The sequence below is a fragment of the Halomonas sp. LBP4 genome (assembly GCF_003202205.1).
Classification (GTDB): domain Bacteria; phylum Pseudomonadota; class Gammaproteobacteria; order Pseudomonadales; family Halomonadaceae; genus Halomonas; species Halomonas flagellata.
In genome coordinates this window covers 12,004-30,204 of sequence record NZ_PDOG01000001.1, presented here as the reverse complement: position 1 = coordinate 30,204, position 18,201 = coordinate 12,004, and the positions used below count along the sequence as shown (strand labels likewise).

Sequence of the window (18,201 nt, the reverse complement as noted above, 5' to 3'; positions counted from 1 at the left end):
GACCACTGCGTGATGCCGGTCATGTTTTTCGCCTACCTGTCCATCGGTCCAATACTCAATCGATCCTTTGTTACCTAATGTGAAGGCATAAATTGCCCAAGTTGTCCGCCTTGAGACTGACGGGCGCCTGATGCGGCATCCGATTACGAACATCCCGCAGGGACTCATACCATGACCATCGCAACCGTGGTTTCCATCTCCGGCCTGGCCTGGGCACGAGACGCCGACGGCCACCTGCGCGAGCTGCGCGTCGGCGACACCCTCCAGGAGGGCGAAACCCTCGTCACTTCCGACAACGCCCGGGTCGAGCTCGACTTCGGCGACGGCCTCGACCCCACCCTGGTCGAGGGCGGCCAGGAAATCGCCATGACGCCGGAGCTCGACGCCGACCGGCCCGTGGCCGTGGAGGATGCCAGCGCCCTGGACGAGGATCTCGAGGCGCTGCTGTCGGCCCTGGACGAAGACGACGTTGACCTGCTCGATATCCTGGACGCCACGGCCGCTGGTGCCGGCTCGGGCGGCGGCGGTGGCGCGGGTCACAGCTTCGTGCGCCTGACGCGCATTGCCGAGGATAACCCCGACTCGCTGGCCTTCGACTTCAGCGTCGGCCAGTTAGGTGGGCCGACGGACGCCGAGGGTATCCTCCTGGAGGCTGTGGATGCACCTGAGGCGGAAGAGCCGGGGGTGGAAGCACTTGGAGAGGAAGGACCTGGGGAGGAAGGGCCTGGGGAGGAAGGGCCTGGGGAGGAAGGGCCTGGGGAGGAAGGGCCTGGGGAGGAAGGGCCTGGGGAGGAAGGGCCAGGAGAGGACGGACCAGGAGAGGAAGGGCCAGGAGAGGAAGGGCCAGGAGAGGAAGGGCCAGGAGAGGAAGGGCCAGGAGAGGAAGGGCCAGGAGAGGAAGGGCCAGGAGAGGAAGGGCCAGGAGAGGAAGGGCCAGGAGAGGAAGGGCCAGGAGAGGAAGGGCCAGGAGAGGAAGGGCCAGGAGAGGAAGGGCCAGGAGAGGAAGGGCCAGGAGAGGAAGGGCCAGGAGAGGAAGGGCCAGGGGAGGACGGACCAGGAGAGGACGGACCAGGAGAGGAAGGGCCAGGAGAGGAAGGGCCAGGAGAGGAAGGGCCAGGAGAGGAAGAGGACGAGCCGGAAGTTGAGCCTGAGCCCATTATTCCAGCAGTGAGTGTCGATCTTGACGTTGGCGCGTTCGAAAATACGGTTACGACATCCCTGACCGGGACCTCGACCGACGCCGTTTCGATCACGATCTCGATCGTCGGTGGGGGGCTCGAAGAGACCTTCACGGTTACCCCCGATGCCGATGGCAGCTGGGAAGTGGATGTCTCCGGTCTGTCCTTCGAGGAGGGCGTTACGTACGAAGCGACTGCCACGGCAACATCCAGCGATGGAAATACCGCGACGGCTACCGACACCTCCAGCTTTACTCTGGTGAAAATCGAGGGGCTTCTAGATGCCGGCGACGTTACCGTCAATGAGGGCTTCCTCGAGAGTGGCACACATGCCACTCAAGGTGAGCCCAAGGGTTCCGGTGCCTTCACGATCAGCGCTGCCGGTGGCTTTGCCTCCCTGACGGTTTACGGGAAGGAGGGCGCCGAAGAGTTCACCTTTGCAGCGCTCGAGGGGCTCTCGGACGACGGGGTGACGATTGCCATCGAAACCGAGCACGGCCTGTTGACCCTGGCCGGTTTCGAGGACCTGGGCGATGGCCGCTATGAGGTCACCTATGAGTACCTGTTGAGCGAGGCCTTCGAACACCCGGGGGGTGACGGCCAGAATGAAGCGGACAAGGATCCGATTGATATCAAGGTGACGGACAGCAATGGCAACACGGCTGCCGATCAAGTCAATGTCACGATCATCGACGATGTTCCCGTGCGGGAAGAAAGCCAGAATGCGATTCTCTCGACGCAAGCAGGTGCGGTGCTGACAGGGGATTCTGGACTGCGTATTGGGGCGGATATCGATGATGCGGTTGTATCGGATCTTCGAGTCGATACGAATGATGATGGGAAAATCATAGGCTATTATGGTGACGGTGAATCGTCGATCCTCTTGTCGAATGGCCAGGCGCTCACTTCGTCTTTCGATGTGGAAGCTGGAACCTTTACGGCTTATAACGGCGATGGCGATCCGGTTTTTTCTATAGCGCTAGATGTTGATAGTGGTGAGTATGCCATTGAGCTCCATGAGAATCTTGATGCCATTGCTGTCGAATTTGAGAATGAGAGCCTGTCGGTTGATGGCGGTGGTAACGATGATGACGTATTGATTTTCAATGGGGACAGCTTTGAAGCCAGCGAGCTTGGCATCAGGTTTACCAATCAGAACCCTGATGAGGGAGTTAATTATTCGGCTCAAGGTCTCGGTGGTGGAGGTAAGCAGGCGATCACGTCTGATGATGTGCTGATCGGGACTTTCTCACAGGTGATGACCGAACTGACCATCGGGGTTGGCGAGGGAAATAACCAACCTGACGATGTGCGTTGGCAGGCATACCTCGACGGTGAGCTCGTATCACCTGTGGATGATGATGGAAACTCGGTCTGGCAGTCAGGCAATGTCATTGAAATACCCTCTGGCTTTGACGAAATCTGGTTGACCGCCGAGGGGGATAGCAGTTATCGGGCTCGGGACTTTGACGGAACATTCGGCAGCAAGGAACTCGATTACTACATCAAGCTGGAGTTCGATGTCGAGGATGGCGATGGTGACTCCATTGATGGGTCTTTCGATCTGACCTTTAGTCCCGATAATGTTTTCGAGGGGGCGGAAGGGAACGATGTGATCGTCGGAACGAGTGAAAGCGATATCCTTGTCGGTGGTGCTGGCGGTGACATCCTGGCGGGTGGACTCGGCGACGACGTCTTCAAATGGAACTTCGGTGACCAGGGCGAGGAGGATGCTGCGGCCACCGACGTCGTCAAGGATTTCAGCGAAGGGCACAATGTCCTGGATATCGCCGACCTGCTGCAGGGCATGGATGAGGGGGCGGACATTGCTAGCTACCTTCATGCCAGCGAGGAGGGCGGTAACACCGTCCTGCACATCAGCTCGGAGGGCAACCTTGCCGTCGATGGCGCCGATATCTCCGGCGCCGATCAGGTGATCGTTCTGGAGGGTGTCGGGTACGGCTCGGATATCCTTCAGCAGCTCATGGACGGCGGTCAGCTTCAGGTCGACTGATGCCGACATGGTACGGCAACGAGCGCCCGGCAAGGCCGGGCGCTTTTCTTACTGCCAGCCTCATGCGCCCCACGGTGGTCTGCCCTATGATGGCAGGTAAGAGGCTTCTGCGGAGACACCCCATGTACATCAAGCGCGACGACGACGGCCACATCGAGCTGGTCAGCCGTGAGGCGACGCCGGACTGCAAGGAGTTCCTGGCGTCGGATTCACCGGATCTGCTGGCCTTCCTGATGGAAGGCGAGGCCCGGCAGGGCGAGGCGCATTTCCAGGCCTCGGACCTGGCCTTCGTCCGCGTGCTGGAGGACGTGATCGAGCTGCTGATGGACAAGGGGGTGATCAGTTTCACCGACCTGCCCGAGGCGGCCCAGCAAAAGGTGATGGAGCGCCAGTCGCTGCGCCGGCGCTTCCAGGGGCTGGATCTCGTGTCGGGGGCGGACGATGAGGGCGTGATCTAGCCCGCCTCAGGCGGGCTTGTCGTGCTGGCGCACGCCTGGGCCGGTGACGCCGTCGATCCCCAGGTCGAACAGCACCCTGGACTCCGCTAGCCTGTCGACGCCCTCGGCGATGGCCAGTATCCCCAGCGAATGGCAGAGCGTGGCCATGCCGCGCAGGATGGTCTGCTGCTCGGCGCTGGCCTCGACCCCCTTGACCAGGGAGTCGTCGATCTTGAGGTAGGCGAGCCCCAGGTCATGCAGGTCGGCGATACGGGTGAATTCGGCGCCCACGTGCTCCAGGCCGAGCCGGCAGCCGAGCGGCTGGAGTTCGCGACACAGGCTGCGGAAGCTGGCGAGGTCATGGATCGCCATCGACTCGGGCAGTTCCAGCCAGAGCTTCTCGGTGGCTTCGGCGTGGGAGCGGAGCAGGGCGCGCAGGTCCAGCACGAAACGCGAGTCGCGGATCGAGGCCGGCGACAGGTTGATGCCGACCGGCTTGCCGCGCTGGGCAATGTCCTTGAGCGCCGCGCGGGCCACCGCCAGGTCCAGTTCGGCGTCGAGCTCCAGCCGCGAGATCCAGGGCAGGAAGACCCCCGCCTGGCGCCACTCGCCCTTCAGCCGCAGCCGCGAGGGGCACTCGTAGTGCAGCAACCTGCCCTGGGCATCGAGCACCGGATAGTGGCCCAGGTAGACGCCCTGTGCCATGGCCTGGTGCAGGGCGGAGCGCCAGTCGGCATGGCTGGCGTAGAGGGTGTCGCGCGCGGCGCCCTGGGCGATCGTCTGGCCGCGGTCGCCCTTGGCCTCGGCACCGGCCAGGGCGCCATCCAGGCTCGCCAGCAGTTCGTTGCGGTGGTCCCCCTGGGCGTAGTCGATCAGCGCCGAGGGCAGGCCGAGGGGCATCGACGTCTCCTCCTCCTGCACGGTCAACAGTCGCTGCGAGAGCTCGTGACCGACCTCCTCGAGATCGCTGCTGCCCGGCAGCAGCAGGGCGAAGTCGCTGCCGTTCAGGCGCCCCACCAGGCCACCCCCGCGCACCTTGCCCAGCTGATCGAGGCTGTGGGCCAGGGTCTTGAGCAGGGCGTCGGTGCGCGGGCGCCCCAACTGCTGGTTCACCTCGGCGAGCCGCGCCAGGCGCACCATGGCCAGGCTGCCGCTGGCACGGTGGCCATCGCTCCCCAGGCTGGCCCGCAACTGGTTGAGGAAGGCGTCGCGGTCGAGCACACCGGTCACCGGGTCGTGCTGCAGGCGGCGGCGCAGCAGGTCGAGCTTCTCGCTCTCCTGGCCCAGCATCTCCCGCACCGTGCCGGAAAGCTGGTTCATGGCCTGCACCACCTCGCGAAGCTCCCGGGTGCGGGGCTCCCGGGAAGTGGTGAAGCGCCGCACGCCGATGTCGCGGGCCTGGGCGACCACCGAGTGCAGCGGGAGCCGGATGGTACGCACGATCCACCAGGCCATCAGCAGGCTGACCGCGCCGGCAACGGCGAACCAGCCCGCCAGGTTCCGGGCGCTCTGCCACAGCGAACGGTAGGCGAAGCTGTGATGGCTCTGCAGGGTCAGGGTGCCGAACTGGCGCCAGCCGTCCTGCACCACCGCCTGGCCGGGCGGCACCTCGAAGCGCACCAGGTCGACGAACCAGCCGGGCACATCATCGATGTGTTCGTTGCCTTCGCGGCGTTCGAGAAGCTCGCCGTCCGGGGCGCGCAACTCGACCCGCCGGTAGTGGCCGGTGTCGAACTGGGCCGCCAACAGCATCTCGGTGGTGACCGGATCCTTGTCGAGCTGGCTCATCGACAGCGCCAGGGCATTGGCGTTGTCGGCGTTCTTGATGCGCACTTCCTGCTCGATGTAGTGCCGACTGGTGCTCACGCCGATGAACAGGCTGCCGACGAAGGCCAGCAACAGCAGTACCACGATGGTCAGCCAGAGCTGCTTGATGAGCGACATCTCGGTGTTTCCCCCATGGGTTCAAGACCCGAATCAGATGAATCCCTGCCGATGCATGCGGTCGATCACGCGGCGCCAGCGCGACAGCCGGGCCAGCGGGTCGGCCCGTGACTCGGTGGAGGCACCGGCCCAGAGCCCGCTGCTGTTGAAGCTGAACAAGGGGTCGAGGTCGGTGCGCTGCGAGGCCGGGGTGATCGTTGGCACCAGGTTGTCGAGCAGCAGCGGTTCGGCACCGGGTGTGGCGTAGTAGCCCAGCACCATGTGGGCCTGGGTGATCCGGCTGCGGCCGATGCGTGCGCGGACATAGATCATGCGCAACCGTTCGCCGGGCACGCCCAGTTGCTTGAGTGTCACGTACTTGGCGATGGAGTAGTCCTCGCAGTCGCCCTTTCCTTGGCCCATGGTCTCCAGCGGCGTGGCCCAGTAGTCCCCGGGGCCCCAGTTCAGGTCGTCATCCACCCAGAGCACGCGACGATTGAAGAAGTCGTTGACCTCGCGCAGCTGGGTGCGGAGCTCCGCCCCGGCGAGCCGGTCGAGCAGCGAGAACCACTCCTCGAGCACGGCGAGGCCGCTCTGGCCGTAGAGGCGCTGCATGTTCTCGCGCAACCGTGGCGGATCCAGGCTGGCACCGACAGCGGAGGCCTGCAGCCCCAGGCCGGCGGCCAGCACCAGGCTGCCCAGGCCCGCCAGGAAGCGGCGGCGCCCGGGCGAGGCGAGGGTCCGGTGGCGAGGCTTGGGCATCATGACTCGAGACTGGATGAGCGATTGCTCAAGTCTAGGAGGATGAACTTGCTAATGCGAGCGATATGAGAAGCCTGGCATCAACGAAGCTCAGCCCTTGCCCGGGCCCTGCCAGATCCGCAGTCGGCCGATCCACTCGAGGCCGCGGGCGGCCTGGCGCAGGTCGTCGGCCGCCTCGTCGAGGCTCTGGCCGCTCGGCAGCTCGTGGACATAGATCGACACGTCCACCTGGTTGTCCAGGTAGTGCAGGTCGAGCGCCACCCGGGCGTTCCAGACCCGAATGTCGCTCCAGATATCGTCGAGCATCCCCTCGACATCGCCGCGCAGGGGCATGCCGGGGCGTCGGCTGTGTTCGGTCTCGCCGGAGTCGTCCTCCGGGTCGATGTGGAAGGTCACGTCGGTGAGGTTGGGGAAGGCCTCGCGCAGGCGGCGGCTGACCGCGTTGCCGATCTCGTGGGCCTCGGAGACCGTGACCCGCGGCGGCACCACGATATGCAGGTCGAGGAGCGCCTGGCTGCCCAGGGTGCGGGTGCGCAGGTCGTGCACGCCGTTGACCCCCGGGACCCGCTCGGCGACCTGCTGCATGCGGTCGCGCTCCTCCACGGGCAGGGCGGTGTCGATCAGCTCCTGGCTGGACTCCCACAGCAGGCGGCCGCCCACCTGGCCGACCATGATGCCGACCAGGGTCGCCGCCACGGCGTCCATCCAGCCGACACCGAACTGGGCCGCCACCAGGCCGATCAGCACCACCACGGTGGAGAGGGCATCCGAGCGGGAGTGCCAGGCATTGGCCTCGAGCAGGCGCGAGTTGACCCGCCTGGCGACGCGCAGGGTGTAGCGGAAGATCCACTCCTTGGCGGCCAGCGCGATCACCGCGATGGCGATGGCCCAGATGCCCGGCGCGGGAATCGGCTCGCCGCCGACCAGCCGGGACAGGCTGGCCCAGGCGATGCCGCCGGCGACGAAGATCAGCACGCTGCCGAGCCACAGGGTGGCCAGGGTCTCGATGCGCCCGTGACCGTAGGGATGGTTGCTGTCGGGCGCCTGGCGGCCGAAGTGGGTCGCCGCGATCACGAAGACGTCGGTGACGATGTCCGAGAAGGAGTGGATGCCGTCGGCCACCAGGGCGGCCGAGCCGACCATGAAGCCGGCGGCCATCTTCGCCACCCCGACCACGAAATCGATCAGCGCCCCGATCAGGGTGACCTTGTGGGCCTCGCGGGTCTGGGCGCCGCGATCCGGGGAGAGGGGGTGGTGAGGTGCGTGGGAGTGGCCCATGGTGGCAAGCTATCCCGCCCCGTCGATCCTGCCCGCCCGGTTGCGCACCGGGTTGGCGTACTGGGCCAGCCACCACTCGCGCAGCTCGGCGGGCACCTGCTGCAAGCGGGCCCGGAAGATCGCCCTGTCGGCGTCGGTGACCCCGGAGAGGTCGAGCAGTTCCGGGGCGTCGCCCAGCGTTTCCAGGGCCAGGTAGTGGCTGGGGAAGAGGCGATACCCCTCCAGTACCTGGCGATCGATCTCCGCGGCCACCTCGTCGGCGCTGTCGAAGTTCGCCGCCAGCGGCGTACCGAAGCGCAGGTGAACGCGGCCCTTGTGGCCGGTGATACCGGCCACGATCGACATGATGTCCTCGAACTCGGCCTTCTCGTAGTTGCCGTTGGAATGCACCGCATGCAGCTCGCGGGCCTTCTGCACGTCGCAGGGGTCGTACTCGTAGCTGATCGACACCGGCACCAGGCGCAGCTCGCGGATCGCCTCGCCGACCGCCAGGTCGCGGTCCAGCGAACGCCGCGACATGGTCATCATCTTGATGATCGCCGGGTCGGTGCGATCGATGCCGTCCTTGGCACGGCCCTCCCGCTGGGCCATCCAGATCGAGTGGTTGTCCTCGAGGATGGAGTGGCGAATATAGCTCGAGAGGTTGTGGTAGGCGGCCAGCATGGCGCGCTTGCCGCGGGCGCTGCGTGGCACGATGAAGCTCTTGTTCAGCCGCATCAGGTCGGTGACATAGGGCTTCTTGAGCAGGTTGTCGCCGATGGCGATGCGCACCGTGTCGCGCCCGGCCAGGTAGAGCGCGTAGTTGACGAAGGCCGGGTCGAGCGAGATGTCGCGGTGGTTGCCGATGAACAGGTAGGCGGTGTCATGGTCGAGCGCCTCCAGCCCGTCGACCCGGAAGTCATCGGTGGTGGTGCGGATCATGCGCTGCATGTAGCCGGCGATGCGCTGCTGGAAGTCGCGCACGCTGGCCACGTCGCGCACCTCGCGGCGGATCACGATGCTCGCCAGGGTGCGTGACAGCCGCGGCATGAAGCGCGACAGGCGGGGCAGCCGGAAGCGGGTCAGGGCGTCCAGCAGCTCGGGGTCGTGGGCCAGTCGCACCAGCACCTCGGCGACCTCGTCGTCGTGGTAGGGGCGAATGTCGGCCCACGGATCGGCCGGCTGGTCGTCGGTTCGGAGTTCGGTCATGCGCTTGTGATGGTTATTGTCGGAAACATGGTCGGGCGTGCCGTCGTTGGAAGCCTTGCCGGAAGCGGTCATGCGACGCTCTGGTCGCTCGCGGTGCCGGCCTCGCCGCCCAGCCAGTCGATCAGGCGGTCGAGGTTCTCGCCCAGTGCCCGGGACATCAGCAGGAAGTCGGTCTCCAGGCGCACCAGGGCGTCGTCGCCGTCGTCGCTGTTGTTGGCCTCGTCGATCAGGGCATCGCCGAAGCGCAGCGACTTGAGGGCGAGGTCGTCATGCAGCACGAAGCTTAACCGGCCCTCGATCTCCAGTGCCAGCTTGCTCGCCTGGCGGCCGCTCTCCAGCAGCCGCTGGATCTCGTCGCTGTCGAGGTCGACCTGGCGGGCGCGCAGCACGCCGTCGTCGCCCTTGGCCTTGAGCTCCACCTGGTCGCCCAGCACCAGGTCGGCCGGCCGCTCGCCCGGGTCGACCAGCCAGCCGGTCATCGCCCGCATCGGCAGGGTCTGGCTGGCCAGCGGGGTGACCTTGAGGCTGCCCAGGGTCTCGCGCAGCAGGTCGAGCACCTCCTCGGCCCGCTTGCGTGAACTCGAGTTCACGCCGATCAGGCCGCGGCGGACGTCCCACCACAGGTCGACCTTTTGGGTGCGCACGAAGGCGCGCGGCAGCAGCTCCTCATAGACCTGCTCCTTGATGCCGAGCTTCTCCTGGCGGCGCAGCTTGCGCCCCTCGCGGGCCTCGAGCTCGGCGGCGCGTTCATCGACCTCCTCGCGCACCACCGAGGCGGGCAGCAGGCGCTCCTGGCGCAGGGCGGTGATCAGGCGCTGGCCCTGCAGCTCGTGGAGCAGCTGGGTGCCGGCACGGCCGGCCGGGGCACACCAGCCCAGGCGGCGCGGCTCGCTGCCGCCCAGGGGGCGAAAGGCCTGCTCGGACAGGGCGGTTTCCAGGGCGGCGGCGTCGAGCGCCGGCGCACCGTGCAGGCGGTATAGGTGCAAGTGCTTGAACCACATGACGCATTCTCGAGCGAAAAGGAGGCACATTATGGACAAAGGGAGGCGGGGGTGCCAGTGAAAGCCCGAGTTACCCGAGCTGCCTTTGCGCGGCCCACGGTGGTATGATGTGACGCTGTTTATGGTGCCTCCCCGCCGCGGCGGGGGAGAGCGCCAACCCGTTGCAGTGCAAAGGATTCGACGACCCATGGGTGACATCGCCAGAGAGATTCTGCCAGTCAACATCGAGGACGAGCTCAAGCAGTCGTACCTCGATTACGCGATGAGCGTGATCATCGGCCGTGCGCTGCCCGACGTGCGCGATGGCCTCAAGCCGGTCCACCGGCGCGTGCTGTTCGCCATGCACGAGCTCGGCAACGATTGGAACAAGGCCTACAAGAAGTCGGCCCGTGTGGTGGGCGATGTCATCGGTAAGTATCACCCCCATGGTGACAGCGCCGTCTACGACACCATCGTGCGCATGGCCCAGGACTTCTCCATGCGCCACGTGCTGGTCGACGGCCAGGGCAACTTCGGCTCCATCGACGGCGACAACGCCGCCGCCATGCGTTACACCGAGGTACGCATGGCCCGGCTCGCCCACGAACTGCTCGCCGACCTCGAGAAGGACACCGTCGACTGGGTCGACAACTACGACGGCACCGAACGCATTCCCGACGTGCTGCCCACCAAGGTGCCCAACCTGCTGATCAACGGCTCCTCTGGCATCGCCGTGGGCATGGCGACCAACATCCCGCCGCACAACATGGTCGAGGTGATCAACGGCTGCCTGGCGCTGATCGACGACTACACCCTGTCCGTCGACGACCTGATGGCGTACATCACCGGGCCCGACTTCCCCACCGGCGGCATCATCAACGGCCGTGCCGGCATCCTCGAGGCCTACCGCACCGGCCGGGGGCGGGTCTATGTGCGTGCCTGCCACACCATCGAGCACGACGACAAGACCGGCCGCGACCACATCATCGTCAGCGAGCTGCCCTACCAGGTGAACAAGGCGCGGCTGATCGAGAAGATCGCCGAGCTGGTCAAGGACAAGAAGATCGAGGGCATCGCCGAGCTGCGCGACGAGTCCGACAAGGATGGCCTGCGCGTGGTCATCGAGGTCAAGCGCGGCGAGAGCGGCGAGGTGGTGGTCAACAACCTCTTCGCCCAGACCCAGCTGCAGAACGTCTTCGGCATCAACATGGTCGCCATCGAGGACGGCCAGCCGAAGATCCTCAACCTCAAGGAGGTGCTCGAGGCCTTCATCCGGCACCGCCGCGAGGTGGTCACCCGCCGCACCCTGTTCGAGCTGAAGAAGGCCCGCGAACGCGGCCATATCCTCGAAGGCCTGGCCGTGGCGATCTCCAACATCGACGAGGTGATCGAGCTGATCAAGGCCTCGCCGAACGCCAGCGAGGCCAAGGAGAAGCTGCTCGCCCAGACCTGGCAACCGGGGCAGGTCACCGCCATGCTCGAGCGCGCCGGCGCCACCTCCTGCAAGCCCGAGGATCTCGAGGAGGGCTTCGGCCTCAACCAGGCCGGCAGCCAGTACCGCCTCTCTCCGGCCCAGGCCCAGGCCATCCTCGAGCTGCGCCTGCACCGCCTGACCGGGCTCGAGACCGAGAAGCTGCTCGACGAGTACCTGAAGATCCTCGAGCAGATCGCCGAGCTCACCGCCATCCTGGCCTCCGCCGACCGCCTGCTCGAGGTGATCCGCGGGGAGCTGATCGCCGTGCGCGACCAGTACGGCGATGCGCGCCGCACCGAGATCCAGGCCAGCCACCTCGACCTGCGCCTCGAGGACCTGATCGCCGAGGAGGACATGGTGGTCACGGTGTCGCGCTCGGGCTATGCCAAGACCCAGCCGCTCTCCGACTACCAGGCCCAGCGCCGCGGCGGCCGCGGCAAGTCCGCCACGGCGATGAAGGACGAGGACGTCATCGAGCACCTGCTGGTGGCCTCGACCCACGACACCGTGCTGCTGTTCTCCAACAAGGGCAAGGTCTACTGGCTCAAGGTCTACGAGATGCCCAACGCCAGCCGCGGCTCCCGCGGCAAGCCGCTGGTCAACCTGCTGCCGCTCGACGAGGGCGAGGCGATCAACGCCATCCTGCCGGTGCGCGACTACGACTCCGAGAGCTACATCTTCTTCGCCACCGCCAAGGGCACCGTCAAGCGCACCAGCCTCGAGCAGTTCTCGCGGCCGCGCAGCGTCGGCCTGATCGCCATCGATATCGAAGAAGACGACCGACTGGTGGGCGCCGCCATCACCTCGGGCAACGACCATGTGATGCTGCTGTCGTCCAACGGCAAGGCGATCCGCTTCGAGGAGGGCAACGTGCGTGCCATGGGGCGTACCGCCCGCGGCGTGCGCGGCATGCGCCTGCTCGGTGGCGCCGAGGTGATCAGCCTGATCATTCCCCAGAGCCAGCAGATCGACGCCGAGGCCGATGTCGAGGCCGAGGACGAGGAGGGCACTGCCCTCCCGGCCGGCAACGGCAATGGCAACGGCGGGCAGATCTATATCCTCACCGCCAGCGAGAACGGCTACGGCAAGCGCACCCGGCTCGAGGAGTTCCCGCTGCGCGGCCGTGGCGGCCAGGGCGTCATCGCCATGCAGACCAGCGAGCGCAACGGCTCGCTCGTCGCCGCCATGCAGGTCTACTCCAGCGACGAGATGATGCTGATCACCGACCGCGGCACCCTGGTGCGCACCCGGGTCGACGAGGTCTCGATCACCTCGCGCAACACCCAGGGCGTGATGCTGATCCGCCTGGGCAACGACGAAAAGCTGGTCAAGACGGTGCGCGTCGACGAGCCGGAGGACATCGAGGAAGCGGTGGATGCCGAAGAATGACGCGGGGTCAGACCCCACAGAATACTTTGGGGTCTGACCCCACAGGATGCTTAGGAACACGACGCTGATGACACGCCACTACAACTTCTGCGCCGGCCCGGCCGCGCTGCCCACCCCGGTGCTGGAGCGGGCCCGCGAGGAGCTGCTCGACTACCGGGGGCACGGGCTCTCGGTGATGGAGATGAGCCACCGGGCCACGGAGTACGTCGCCATTGCCGAGCAGGCCGAGGCCGACCTGCGCGAGCTGCTGGCCATCCCCGACAACTACCGGGTGCTGTTCACCCAGGGTGGGGCCACCCTGCAGTTCGCCGCGGTGCCCTACAACCTGCTCGGTGCCGGCGGCAGTGCCAACTTCCTCTACACCGGTATCTGGGGCAAGAAGGCCATGGCCGAGGCGCACCACCTGTTCGGCACCGCCCATGTCGCCGCCAGCAGCGAGGAGAACGGCCACAGCGCCGTGCCGCGGCCGTCGGACATCGCCCTCTCGGCGGATGCCGCCTACCTGCACTACACCGCCAACGAGACCATCGGCGGGCTGGAGTTCGACTACATCCCCGAGGCCGTGCGGCCCGATGGCAGCGAGGTGCCGCTGGTCTGCGATCTGTCCTCGTCGATCCTCTCGGGCCCGCTGGACGTATCGAGGTTCGGCGTCATCTACGCCGGTGCCCAGAAGAACATCGGCCCCGCCGGCCTGGTGGTGGTGATCGTGCGCGAGGACCTGCTCGAGCGCGCCCGGCCCGACATGCCTTCGCTGTTCGGCTACAAGGCCCTGGCCGAGGCCGGCTCCATGATCAACACCCCGGCCACCTACAGCTGGTACCTGGCCGGCCTGGTGTTCCGGTGGCTGAAGGAGGACATCGGGGGCCTGGCCGCCATGGACGCCATCAACGCCCGCAAGGCCGAGAAGCTCTATGCGGCCATCGACGGCAGCGGCCTCTACGCCAACCCGATCGTGCTGCGCAACCGCTCGCGGATGAACGTGCCCTTCGTGCTCGCCGACGAGCGCCTCGACAAGCCGTTCCTGGCCGAGGCCGAGGCGGCCGGCCTGCTCAACCTCAAGGGCCACCGCAGCGTCGGCGGCATGCGCGCCAGCCTCTACAACGCCGTGCCCGAGGAGGCCGTGGACGCCCTGATCGAGTTCATGGCAGATTTCGAGCAGCGGCGGGGGTAGAAGCGCCGAGCGCCCAGCCAGCGCTGGCGGTCCCTATGGGGTCAGACCCCGGCGGAGGTTGGTTCGGCTGGTTAAGGTGCACCATGACAGGCAGGGCGAGTTGGCTGGGGTCTGACCCCATAGGGGCCATGTCGCCGACACAGACGAAGGGGTGGCTTGTCACTTGGGCCCTGGTTCGGCCGCTGAAACATGAGACACCGAGAAGAAGGGAACCACGCATGACCGACACCCCCAAGGATCTCGATGAGCTGAGACAGCGCATCGACGAGCTGGACGGCGACATCCTGCGGCTGATCAGCGAGCGCGCGGCCTGCGCCCAGCGGGTGGCCGAGATCAAGACCGTCGAGGACCCCCAGGCGGTCTTCTATCGCCCCGAACGCGAGGCCCAGGTGCTGCGCCGGATCATGGCGCTCAACCAGGGCCCCCTCGACAGCGAGGAGATGGCGCGGCTGTTTCGCGAGATCATGTCCGCCTGCCTGGCGCTGGAGCAGCCGATCAAGGTGGCCTATCTCGGCCCCGAGGGCACCTTCACCCAGCAGGCCGCCCTCAAGCACTTCGGCGAGAGCGCGCTGAGCATGCCCATGGCCGCCATCGACGAGGTGTTCCGCGAGGTCGAGGCCGGGGCGGTCAACTACGGCGTGGTGCCGGTGGAGAACTCCACCGAGGGGGTGGTCAACCACACCCTCGACTCCTTCATGGACTCCTCGATGCGCATCTGCGGCGAGGTGGTGCTGCGCATCCACCACCACCTGCTGGTGGCCGAGACCACCCGCCGGGACAAGGTCTCGCGGATCTACTCGCACCCGCAGTCCTTCGCCCAGTGCCGCAAGTGGCTCGATGCCCACTTCCCCCATGCCGAGCGGGTGCCGGTCTCCTCCAATGCCGAGGCCGCGCGCCTGGTCAAGACCGAGTGGCACAGTGCGGCCATCGCCGGCGACATGGCCGCCAAGCTCTACGGCCTGACCCGGCTCGCCGAGAAGATCGAGGACAGCCCGGACAACTCCACCCGCTTCTTGATCATCGGCAACCAGGACGTGCCCATGTCCGGCGAGGACAAGACCTCCATCGTCGTCGCCATGCGCAACCAGCCCGGTGCCCTGCACGACCTGCTCGAACCCTTCCACCGCCACCAGATCGACCTGACGCGCCTGGAGACCCGGCCGTCGCGCAGCGGCGTGTGGAACTACGTCTTCTTCATCGACTTCAAGGGCCACTGCGAGGAGCCCCGGGTCGCCGCGGTGCTGGAGGAGGTGCAGCTGCGTGCCGCCGAGCTCAAGGTGCTCGGCTCCTACCCGGTGGGCGTTCTCTAGGCATGCGGCAGACGTCAGGCATGAAGCTCAATGAATCGCGGATCCTGATCGTCGGCCTGGGGCTGATCGGCGGCTCGCTGGCCGCGGCCCTGCGCCAGGCAGGCTTCGGTCGTCGCGATAGCGACGATGCCGGCGGGGGCGGGCCGGTGAAGAGAGCCGAGATCGTCGCCTGCGACCCGGACGCCGACGAGATCGCCCTGGGCATCGAGAGGGGCCTGATCGACCGCGGCGACACCCGGCTCGCGCCGCTGGTCGAGGGTGCCTCGCTGATCGTGCTGGCGGTGCCGGTGCTGGCCATGGCGCCGGTGATGCGCGAACTGGCCGGGTGCCTCGAGCACGCGGCGCCGGACGTGGCGCTCACCGACGTGGGCAGCACCAAGGCCGCCATCCGCGACTGCGCGGTCGACGCCTTCGGCCGGGTGCCCGCCAACCTGGTGCTCGGCCACCCCATCGCCGGTTCCGAGAAGAGCGGCGTGGCCGCCGCCGATCCGCGCCTCTACGCCAACCACAAGGTGATCCTCACCCCCGAGCCGGACACCGACCCCGCGGCCCTGGCCCGGGTGCGCGCGCTGTGGGCGGCCTGCGGCGCCGAGGTGCTGGAGATGGACGTGGCGCGCCACGACCAGGTGCTGGCCCGCACCAGCCACCTGCCGCACCTGCTGGCCTTCTCGCTGGTGGATACCCTGGCGCGCCAGGACGATCGCCTCGAGATCTTCCGCTACGCCGCCGGCGGCTTTCGCGACTTCACCCGCATCGCCGGCAGCGACCCGGTGATGTGGCGCGACATCTTCGTCGCCAACCGCGACGCCGTGCTCGCCTCGCTGGACGACTTCGAGGCCGGCGTGGCCCGGCTGCGTCACGCGGTCGAGGCCGGCGATACCGATACCATGCTGGCGATCTTCGACCGCGCCAGCCATGCTCGACACTATTTCGAATCCCTGCTCAACCAGACCAGTTACCAGGCGGAATACCAGATGCAAGCACAAGGCAAGCTGCGCTACCGGGTCGCCCCCGGTGGCGGCGTCACCGGAAGAATTCGCGTCCCCGGCGACAAGTCGATCTCCCACCGCTCGATCATGCTCGGCGCGCTCGCCGAGGGCGTCACCGAGGTCAAGGGCTTCCTCGAGGGCGAGGACAGCCTGGCCACCCTGCAGGCCTTCCGCGAGATGGGCGTGGCCATCGAGGGGCCCCACCAGGGCCGCGTGACCATCCACGGCGTCGGCATGCACGGCCTCCAGGCCCCCGCCGGGCCCCTCTACGTGGGTAACGCCGGCACCGCCATGCGGCTGTTCGCCGGCCTGCTGGCCGGCCAGGCCTTCGACACCGAGCTCACCGGCGACGCCTCCCTGACCAAGCGCCCCATGGGCCGGGTGGCCGATCCCTTGCGAGCGATGGGGGCCGAGATCGATACCGCCGAGGGTGGCCGCCCGCCGCTGAAGATCAAGGGTGGCCGCCAGCTGAAGGGCATTTCCTACGACATGCCCATGGCCAGCGCCCAGGTGAAGTCCTGCCTGCTGCTCGCCGGCCTCTACGCCGAGGGCGAGACCCGGGTGCGCGAGCCGGCGCCGACCCGCGACCATACCGAGCGGATGCTCGCCGGCTTCGGCTATCGGGTCCAGCGCGAGGGCGACACCTGCTGGCTCAGCGGTGGCGGCAAGCTCACCGCGGCCCCCATCGACGTGCCCTCCGACATCTCGTCGGCCGCCTTCTTCCTGGTCGCCGCGGCGATCACCCCCGGCTCCGACCTGGTGCTCGAGCATGTCGGCATCAACCCGACCCGCATCGGCGTGATCAACATCCTCAAGCTGATGGGCGCCGACCTGCGCTTCGAGAACGAGCGCAAGGTGGGCGGCGAGCCGGTGGCCGACCTGCACATCCGCTATGCGCCGCTCGCGGGCATCGAGATCCCCGTCGACCAGGTGCCGCTGGCCATCGACGAGTTCCCGGCGCTGTTCGTCGCCGCCGCCAACGCCACCGGCACCACGCGGCTGCGCGGGGCCGAGGAGCTGCGGGTCAAGGAGTCCGACCGGCTGCAGGCCATGGCCGACGGCCTCACCGTGCTGGGCGTGGAGAACACCCTGTACCCGGACGGCATCGATATCGTCGGCAGTGGAAAAAATAGCGGCAAGGCCAAGGGGGCGAGCTATGGCGGAGGTCGCATCGACAGCCTGGGCGATCACCGCATCGCCATGGCCTTCACCGTGGCCGGGCTGCGCGCCGGCGGCGAGATCGTCATCGACGACTGCGCCAACGTCGCCACCTCCTTCCCCGGCTTCCTGGAGCTGGCCCGCAAGGTAGGCCTGTTCCTGGTCGAGGAAGTGGGCGAGGAGGTGCCATGAGCGACGCAGTGGTGCCGGTGCTGACCGTGGACGGCCCCGGCGGCGCCGGCAAGGGCACCATCAGCCGGCTGGTCGCCGAGCGGCTCGGCTGGCACCTGCTCGATTCCGGCGCCCTCTACCGGCTCACGGCCCTGGCCGCCGCGAAGCACGAAGTGCCCCTGGACGACGAGGCCGGCCTGGCCGAGGTGGCCCGCGAGCTCGACGTGGTGTTCCGCGCCGAGGGTGACGCCACCACCGTGCTGCTGGAGGGGCGTGACGCCACCACCACCATCCGCACCGAGCAGATCGGCGACGCGGCCTCCCAGGTCGCCGCGCTGCCCGCGGTGCGCCAGGCGCTGCTCAAGCGCCAGCGCGACTTCCGCCAGGCGCCCGGGCTGGTGGCCGACGGCCGCGACATGGGCACGGTGGTGTTCACCGATGCGCCGCTGAAGATCTTCCTCACCGCCAGTGCCGAGGAACGCGCCCGGCGGCGCCACCTCCAGTTGCAGGAGGCGGGGGTGGATGCTAATCTATCGAGTCTTTTAAAGGAGATTCAGGCACGCGATGCGCGCGACATGCAGCGCAGCGTGGCACCGCTCAAGCCGGCCGATGACGCCATCACGCTTGACACCACGCGCCTGACGATACCGGAAGTGGTGGATCGGCTGACGGAACTGCTGACCGAACGGGGTCTGGCAACCGCCACCTGACACTCCCTTGCGGCGCCTCCGGCAGGATGTGATGACGTGGTCCGGCACTTCGATTTTCCGTGAGCCTGG

At 67.2% G+C, this 18,201-nt stretch carries 12 protein-coding genes; 7 read left to right on the top strand and 5 right to left on the bottom strand.

Features of this window, described 5'->3' with window-relative positions:
• Positions 1–171 precede the first annotated feature (171 nt).
• Positions 172–3,192: a retention module-containing protein gene (locus CR157_RS00125; protein ID WP_146218642.1), complete on the top strand. Its 3,021-nt coding sequence runs from the start codon at positions 172–174 to the stop codon at positions 3,190–3,192.
• 122 nt (positions 3,193–3,314) lie between these two features.
• Complete coding sequence (locus CR157_RS00120) at positions 3,315–3,650, top strand: tryptophan synthase subunit beta like protein (RefSeq protein WP_110281540.1); 336 nt, start codon at positions 3,315–3,317, stop codon at positions 3,648–3,650.
• Positions 3,651–3,656: 6 nt separating this feature from the next.
• On the opposite strand, the gene CR157_RS00115 is transcribed toward CR157_RS00120, so the two are convergent.
• From CR157_RS00115 to CR157_RS00095, 5 genes are all read right to left on the bottom strand, one after another.
• Positions 3,657–5,573 (bottom strand): EAL domain-containing protein, encoded by a 1,917-nt coding sequence (locus tag CR157_RS00115; protein ID WP_110281539.1) that lies wholly within the window; start codon positions 5,571–5,573, stop codon positions 3,657–3,659.
• Positions 5,574–5,606: 33 nt separating this feature from the next.
• Complete coding sequence (locus tag CR157_RS00110; RefSeq protein WP_110281538.1) at positions 5,607–6,314, bottom strand: transglutaminase-like cysteine peptidase; 708 nt, start codon at positions 6,312–6,314, stop codon at positions 5,607–5,609.
• A gap of 90 nt (positions 6,315–6,404) precedes the next feature.
• Complete coding sequence (locus CR157_RS00105) at positions 6,405–7,592, bottom strand: cation diffusion facilitator family transporter (RefSeq protein ID WP_110281537.1); 1,188 nt, start codon at positions 7,590–7,592, stop codon at positions 6,405–6,407.
• A 9-nt stretch (positions 7,593–7,601) separates the two neighbouring features.
• Positions 7,602–8,780, bottom strand: coding sequence for a 1-acyl-sn-glycerol-3-phosphate acyltransferase (locus CR157_RS00100; RefSeq protein ID WP_110282764.1), 1,179 nt, complete (start codon positions 8,778–8,780; stop codon positions 7,602–7,604).
• A gap of 68 nt (positions 8,781–8,848) precedes the next feature.
• Positions 8,849–9,781 (bottom strand): recombination-associated protein RdgC, encoded by a 933-nt coding sequence (locus CR157_RS00095; protein WP_110281536.1) that lies wholly within the window; start codon positions 9,779–9,781, stop codon positions 8,849–8,851.
• Between the two features lie 187 nt (positions 9,782–9,968).
• Between CR157_RS00095 and gyrA the strand changes: the two genes are divergently transcribed.
• From gyrA to cmk, 5 genes are all read left to right on the top strand, one after another.
• Complete coding sequence (gene gyrA / locus CR157_RS00090; protein WP_110281535.1) at positions 9,969–12,623, top strand: DNA gyrase subunit A; 2,655 nt, start codon at positions 9,969–9,971, stop codon at positions 12,621–12,623.
• 67 nt (positions 12,624–12,690) lie between these two features.
• Positions 12,691–13,794: a 3-phosphoserine/phosphohydroxythreonine transaminase gene (gene serC / locus CR157_RS00085; RefSeq protein WP_110281534.1), complete on the top strand. Its 1,104-nt coding sequence runs from the start codon at positions 12,691–12,693 to the stop codon at positions 13,792–13,794.
• Between the two features lie 218 nt (positions 13,795–14,012).
• The gene (gene pheA, locus CR157_RS00080; RefSeq protein WP_110281533.1) at positions 14,013–15,104 is read left to right on the top strand and encodes a prephenate dehydratase; all 1,092 of its coding nucleotides are present in this window, start codon (positions 14,013–14,015) and stop codon (positions 15,102–15,104) included.
• A 20-nt stretch (positions 15,105–15,124) separates the two neighbouring features.
• Positions 15,125–17,443, top strand: a complete 2,319-nt coding sequence (locus CR157_RS00075; RefSeq protein WP_110282763.1) for a bifunctional prephenate dehydrogenase/3-phosphoshikimate 1-carboxyvinyltransferase — start codon at positions 15,125–15,127, stop codon at positions 17,441–17,443.
• Positions 17,440–18,132 (top strand): (d)CMP kinase, encoded by a 693-nt coding sequence (gene cmk / locus CR157_RS00070; protein ID WP_110281532.1) that lies wholly within the window; start codon positions 17,440–17,442, stop codon positions 18,130–18,132. Before CR157_RS00075 ends, cmk begins: the two co-directional genes overlap by 4 nt.
• Positions 18,133–18,201 lie beyond the last annotated feature (69 nt).

Bases quoted from the DNA above. Each gene is read 5' to 3' on its own strand.
- CR157_RS00125 (WP_146218642.1), top strand. From the start codon at position 172: ATGACCATCGCAACCGTGGTTTCCATCTCCGGCCTGGCCTGGGCACGA.
- CR157_RS00120 (WP_110281540.1), top strand. From the start codon at position 3,315: ATGTACATCAAGCGCGACGACGACGGCCACATCGAGCTGGTCAGCCGT.
- CR157_RS00115 (WP_110281539.1), bottom strand. From the start codon at position 5,573: ATGTCGCTCATCAAGCAGCTCTGGCTGACCATCGTGGTACTGCTGTTG.
- CR157_RS00110 (WP_110281538.1), bottom strand. From the start codon at position 6,314: ATGCCCAAGCCTCGCCACCGGACCCTCGCCTCGCCCGGGCGCCGCCGC.
- CR157_RS00105 (WP_110281537.1), bottom strand. From the start codon at position 7,592: ATGGGCCACTCCCACGCACCTCACCACCCCCTCTCCCCGGATCGCGGC.
- CR157_RS00100 (WP_110282764.1), bottom strand. From the start codon at position 8,780: ATGACCGAACTCCGAACCGACGACCAGCCGGCCGATCCGTGGGCCGAC.
- CR157_RS00095 (WP_110281536.1), bottom strand. From the start codon at position 9,781: ATGTGGTTCAAGCACTTGCACCTATACCGCCTGCACGGTGCGCCGGCG.
- gyrA (WP_110281535.1), top strand. From the start codon at position 9,969: ATGGGTGACATCGCCAGAGAGATTCTGCCAGTCAACATCGAGGACGAG.
- serC (WP_110281534.1), top strand. From the start codon at position 12,691: ATGACACGCCACTACAACTTCTGCGCCGGCCCGGCCGCGCTGCCCACC.
- pheA (WP_110281533.1), top strand. From the start codon at position 14,013: ATGACCGACACCCCCAAGGATCTCGATGAGCTGAGACAGCGCATCGAC.
- CR157_RS00075 (WP_110282763.1), top strand. From the start codon at position 15,125: ATGAAGCTCAATGAATCGCGGATCCTGATCGTCGGCCTGGGGCTGATC.
- cmk (WP_110281532.1), top strand. From the start codon at position 17,440: ATGAGCGACGCAGTGGTGCCGGTGCTGACCGTGGACGGCCCCGGCGGC.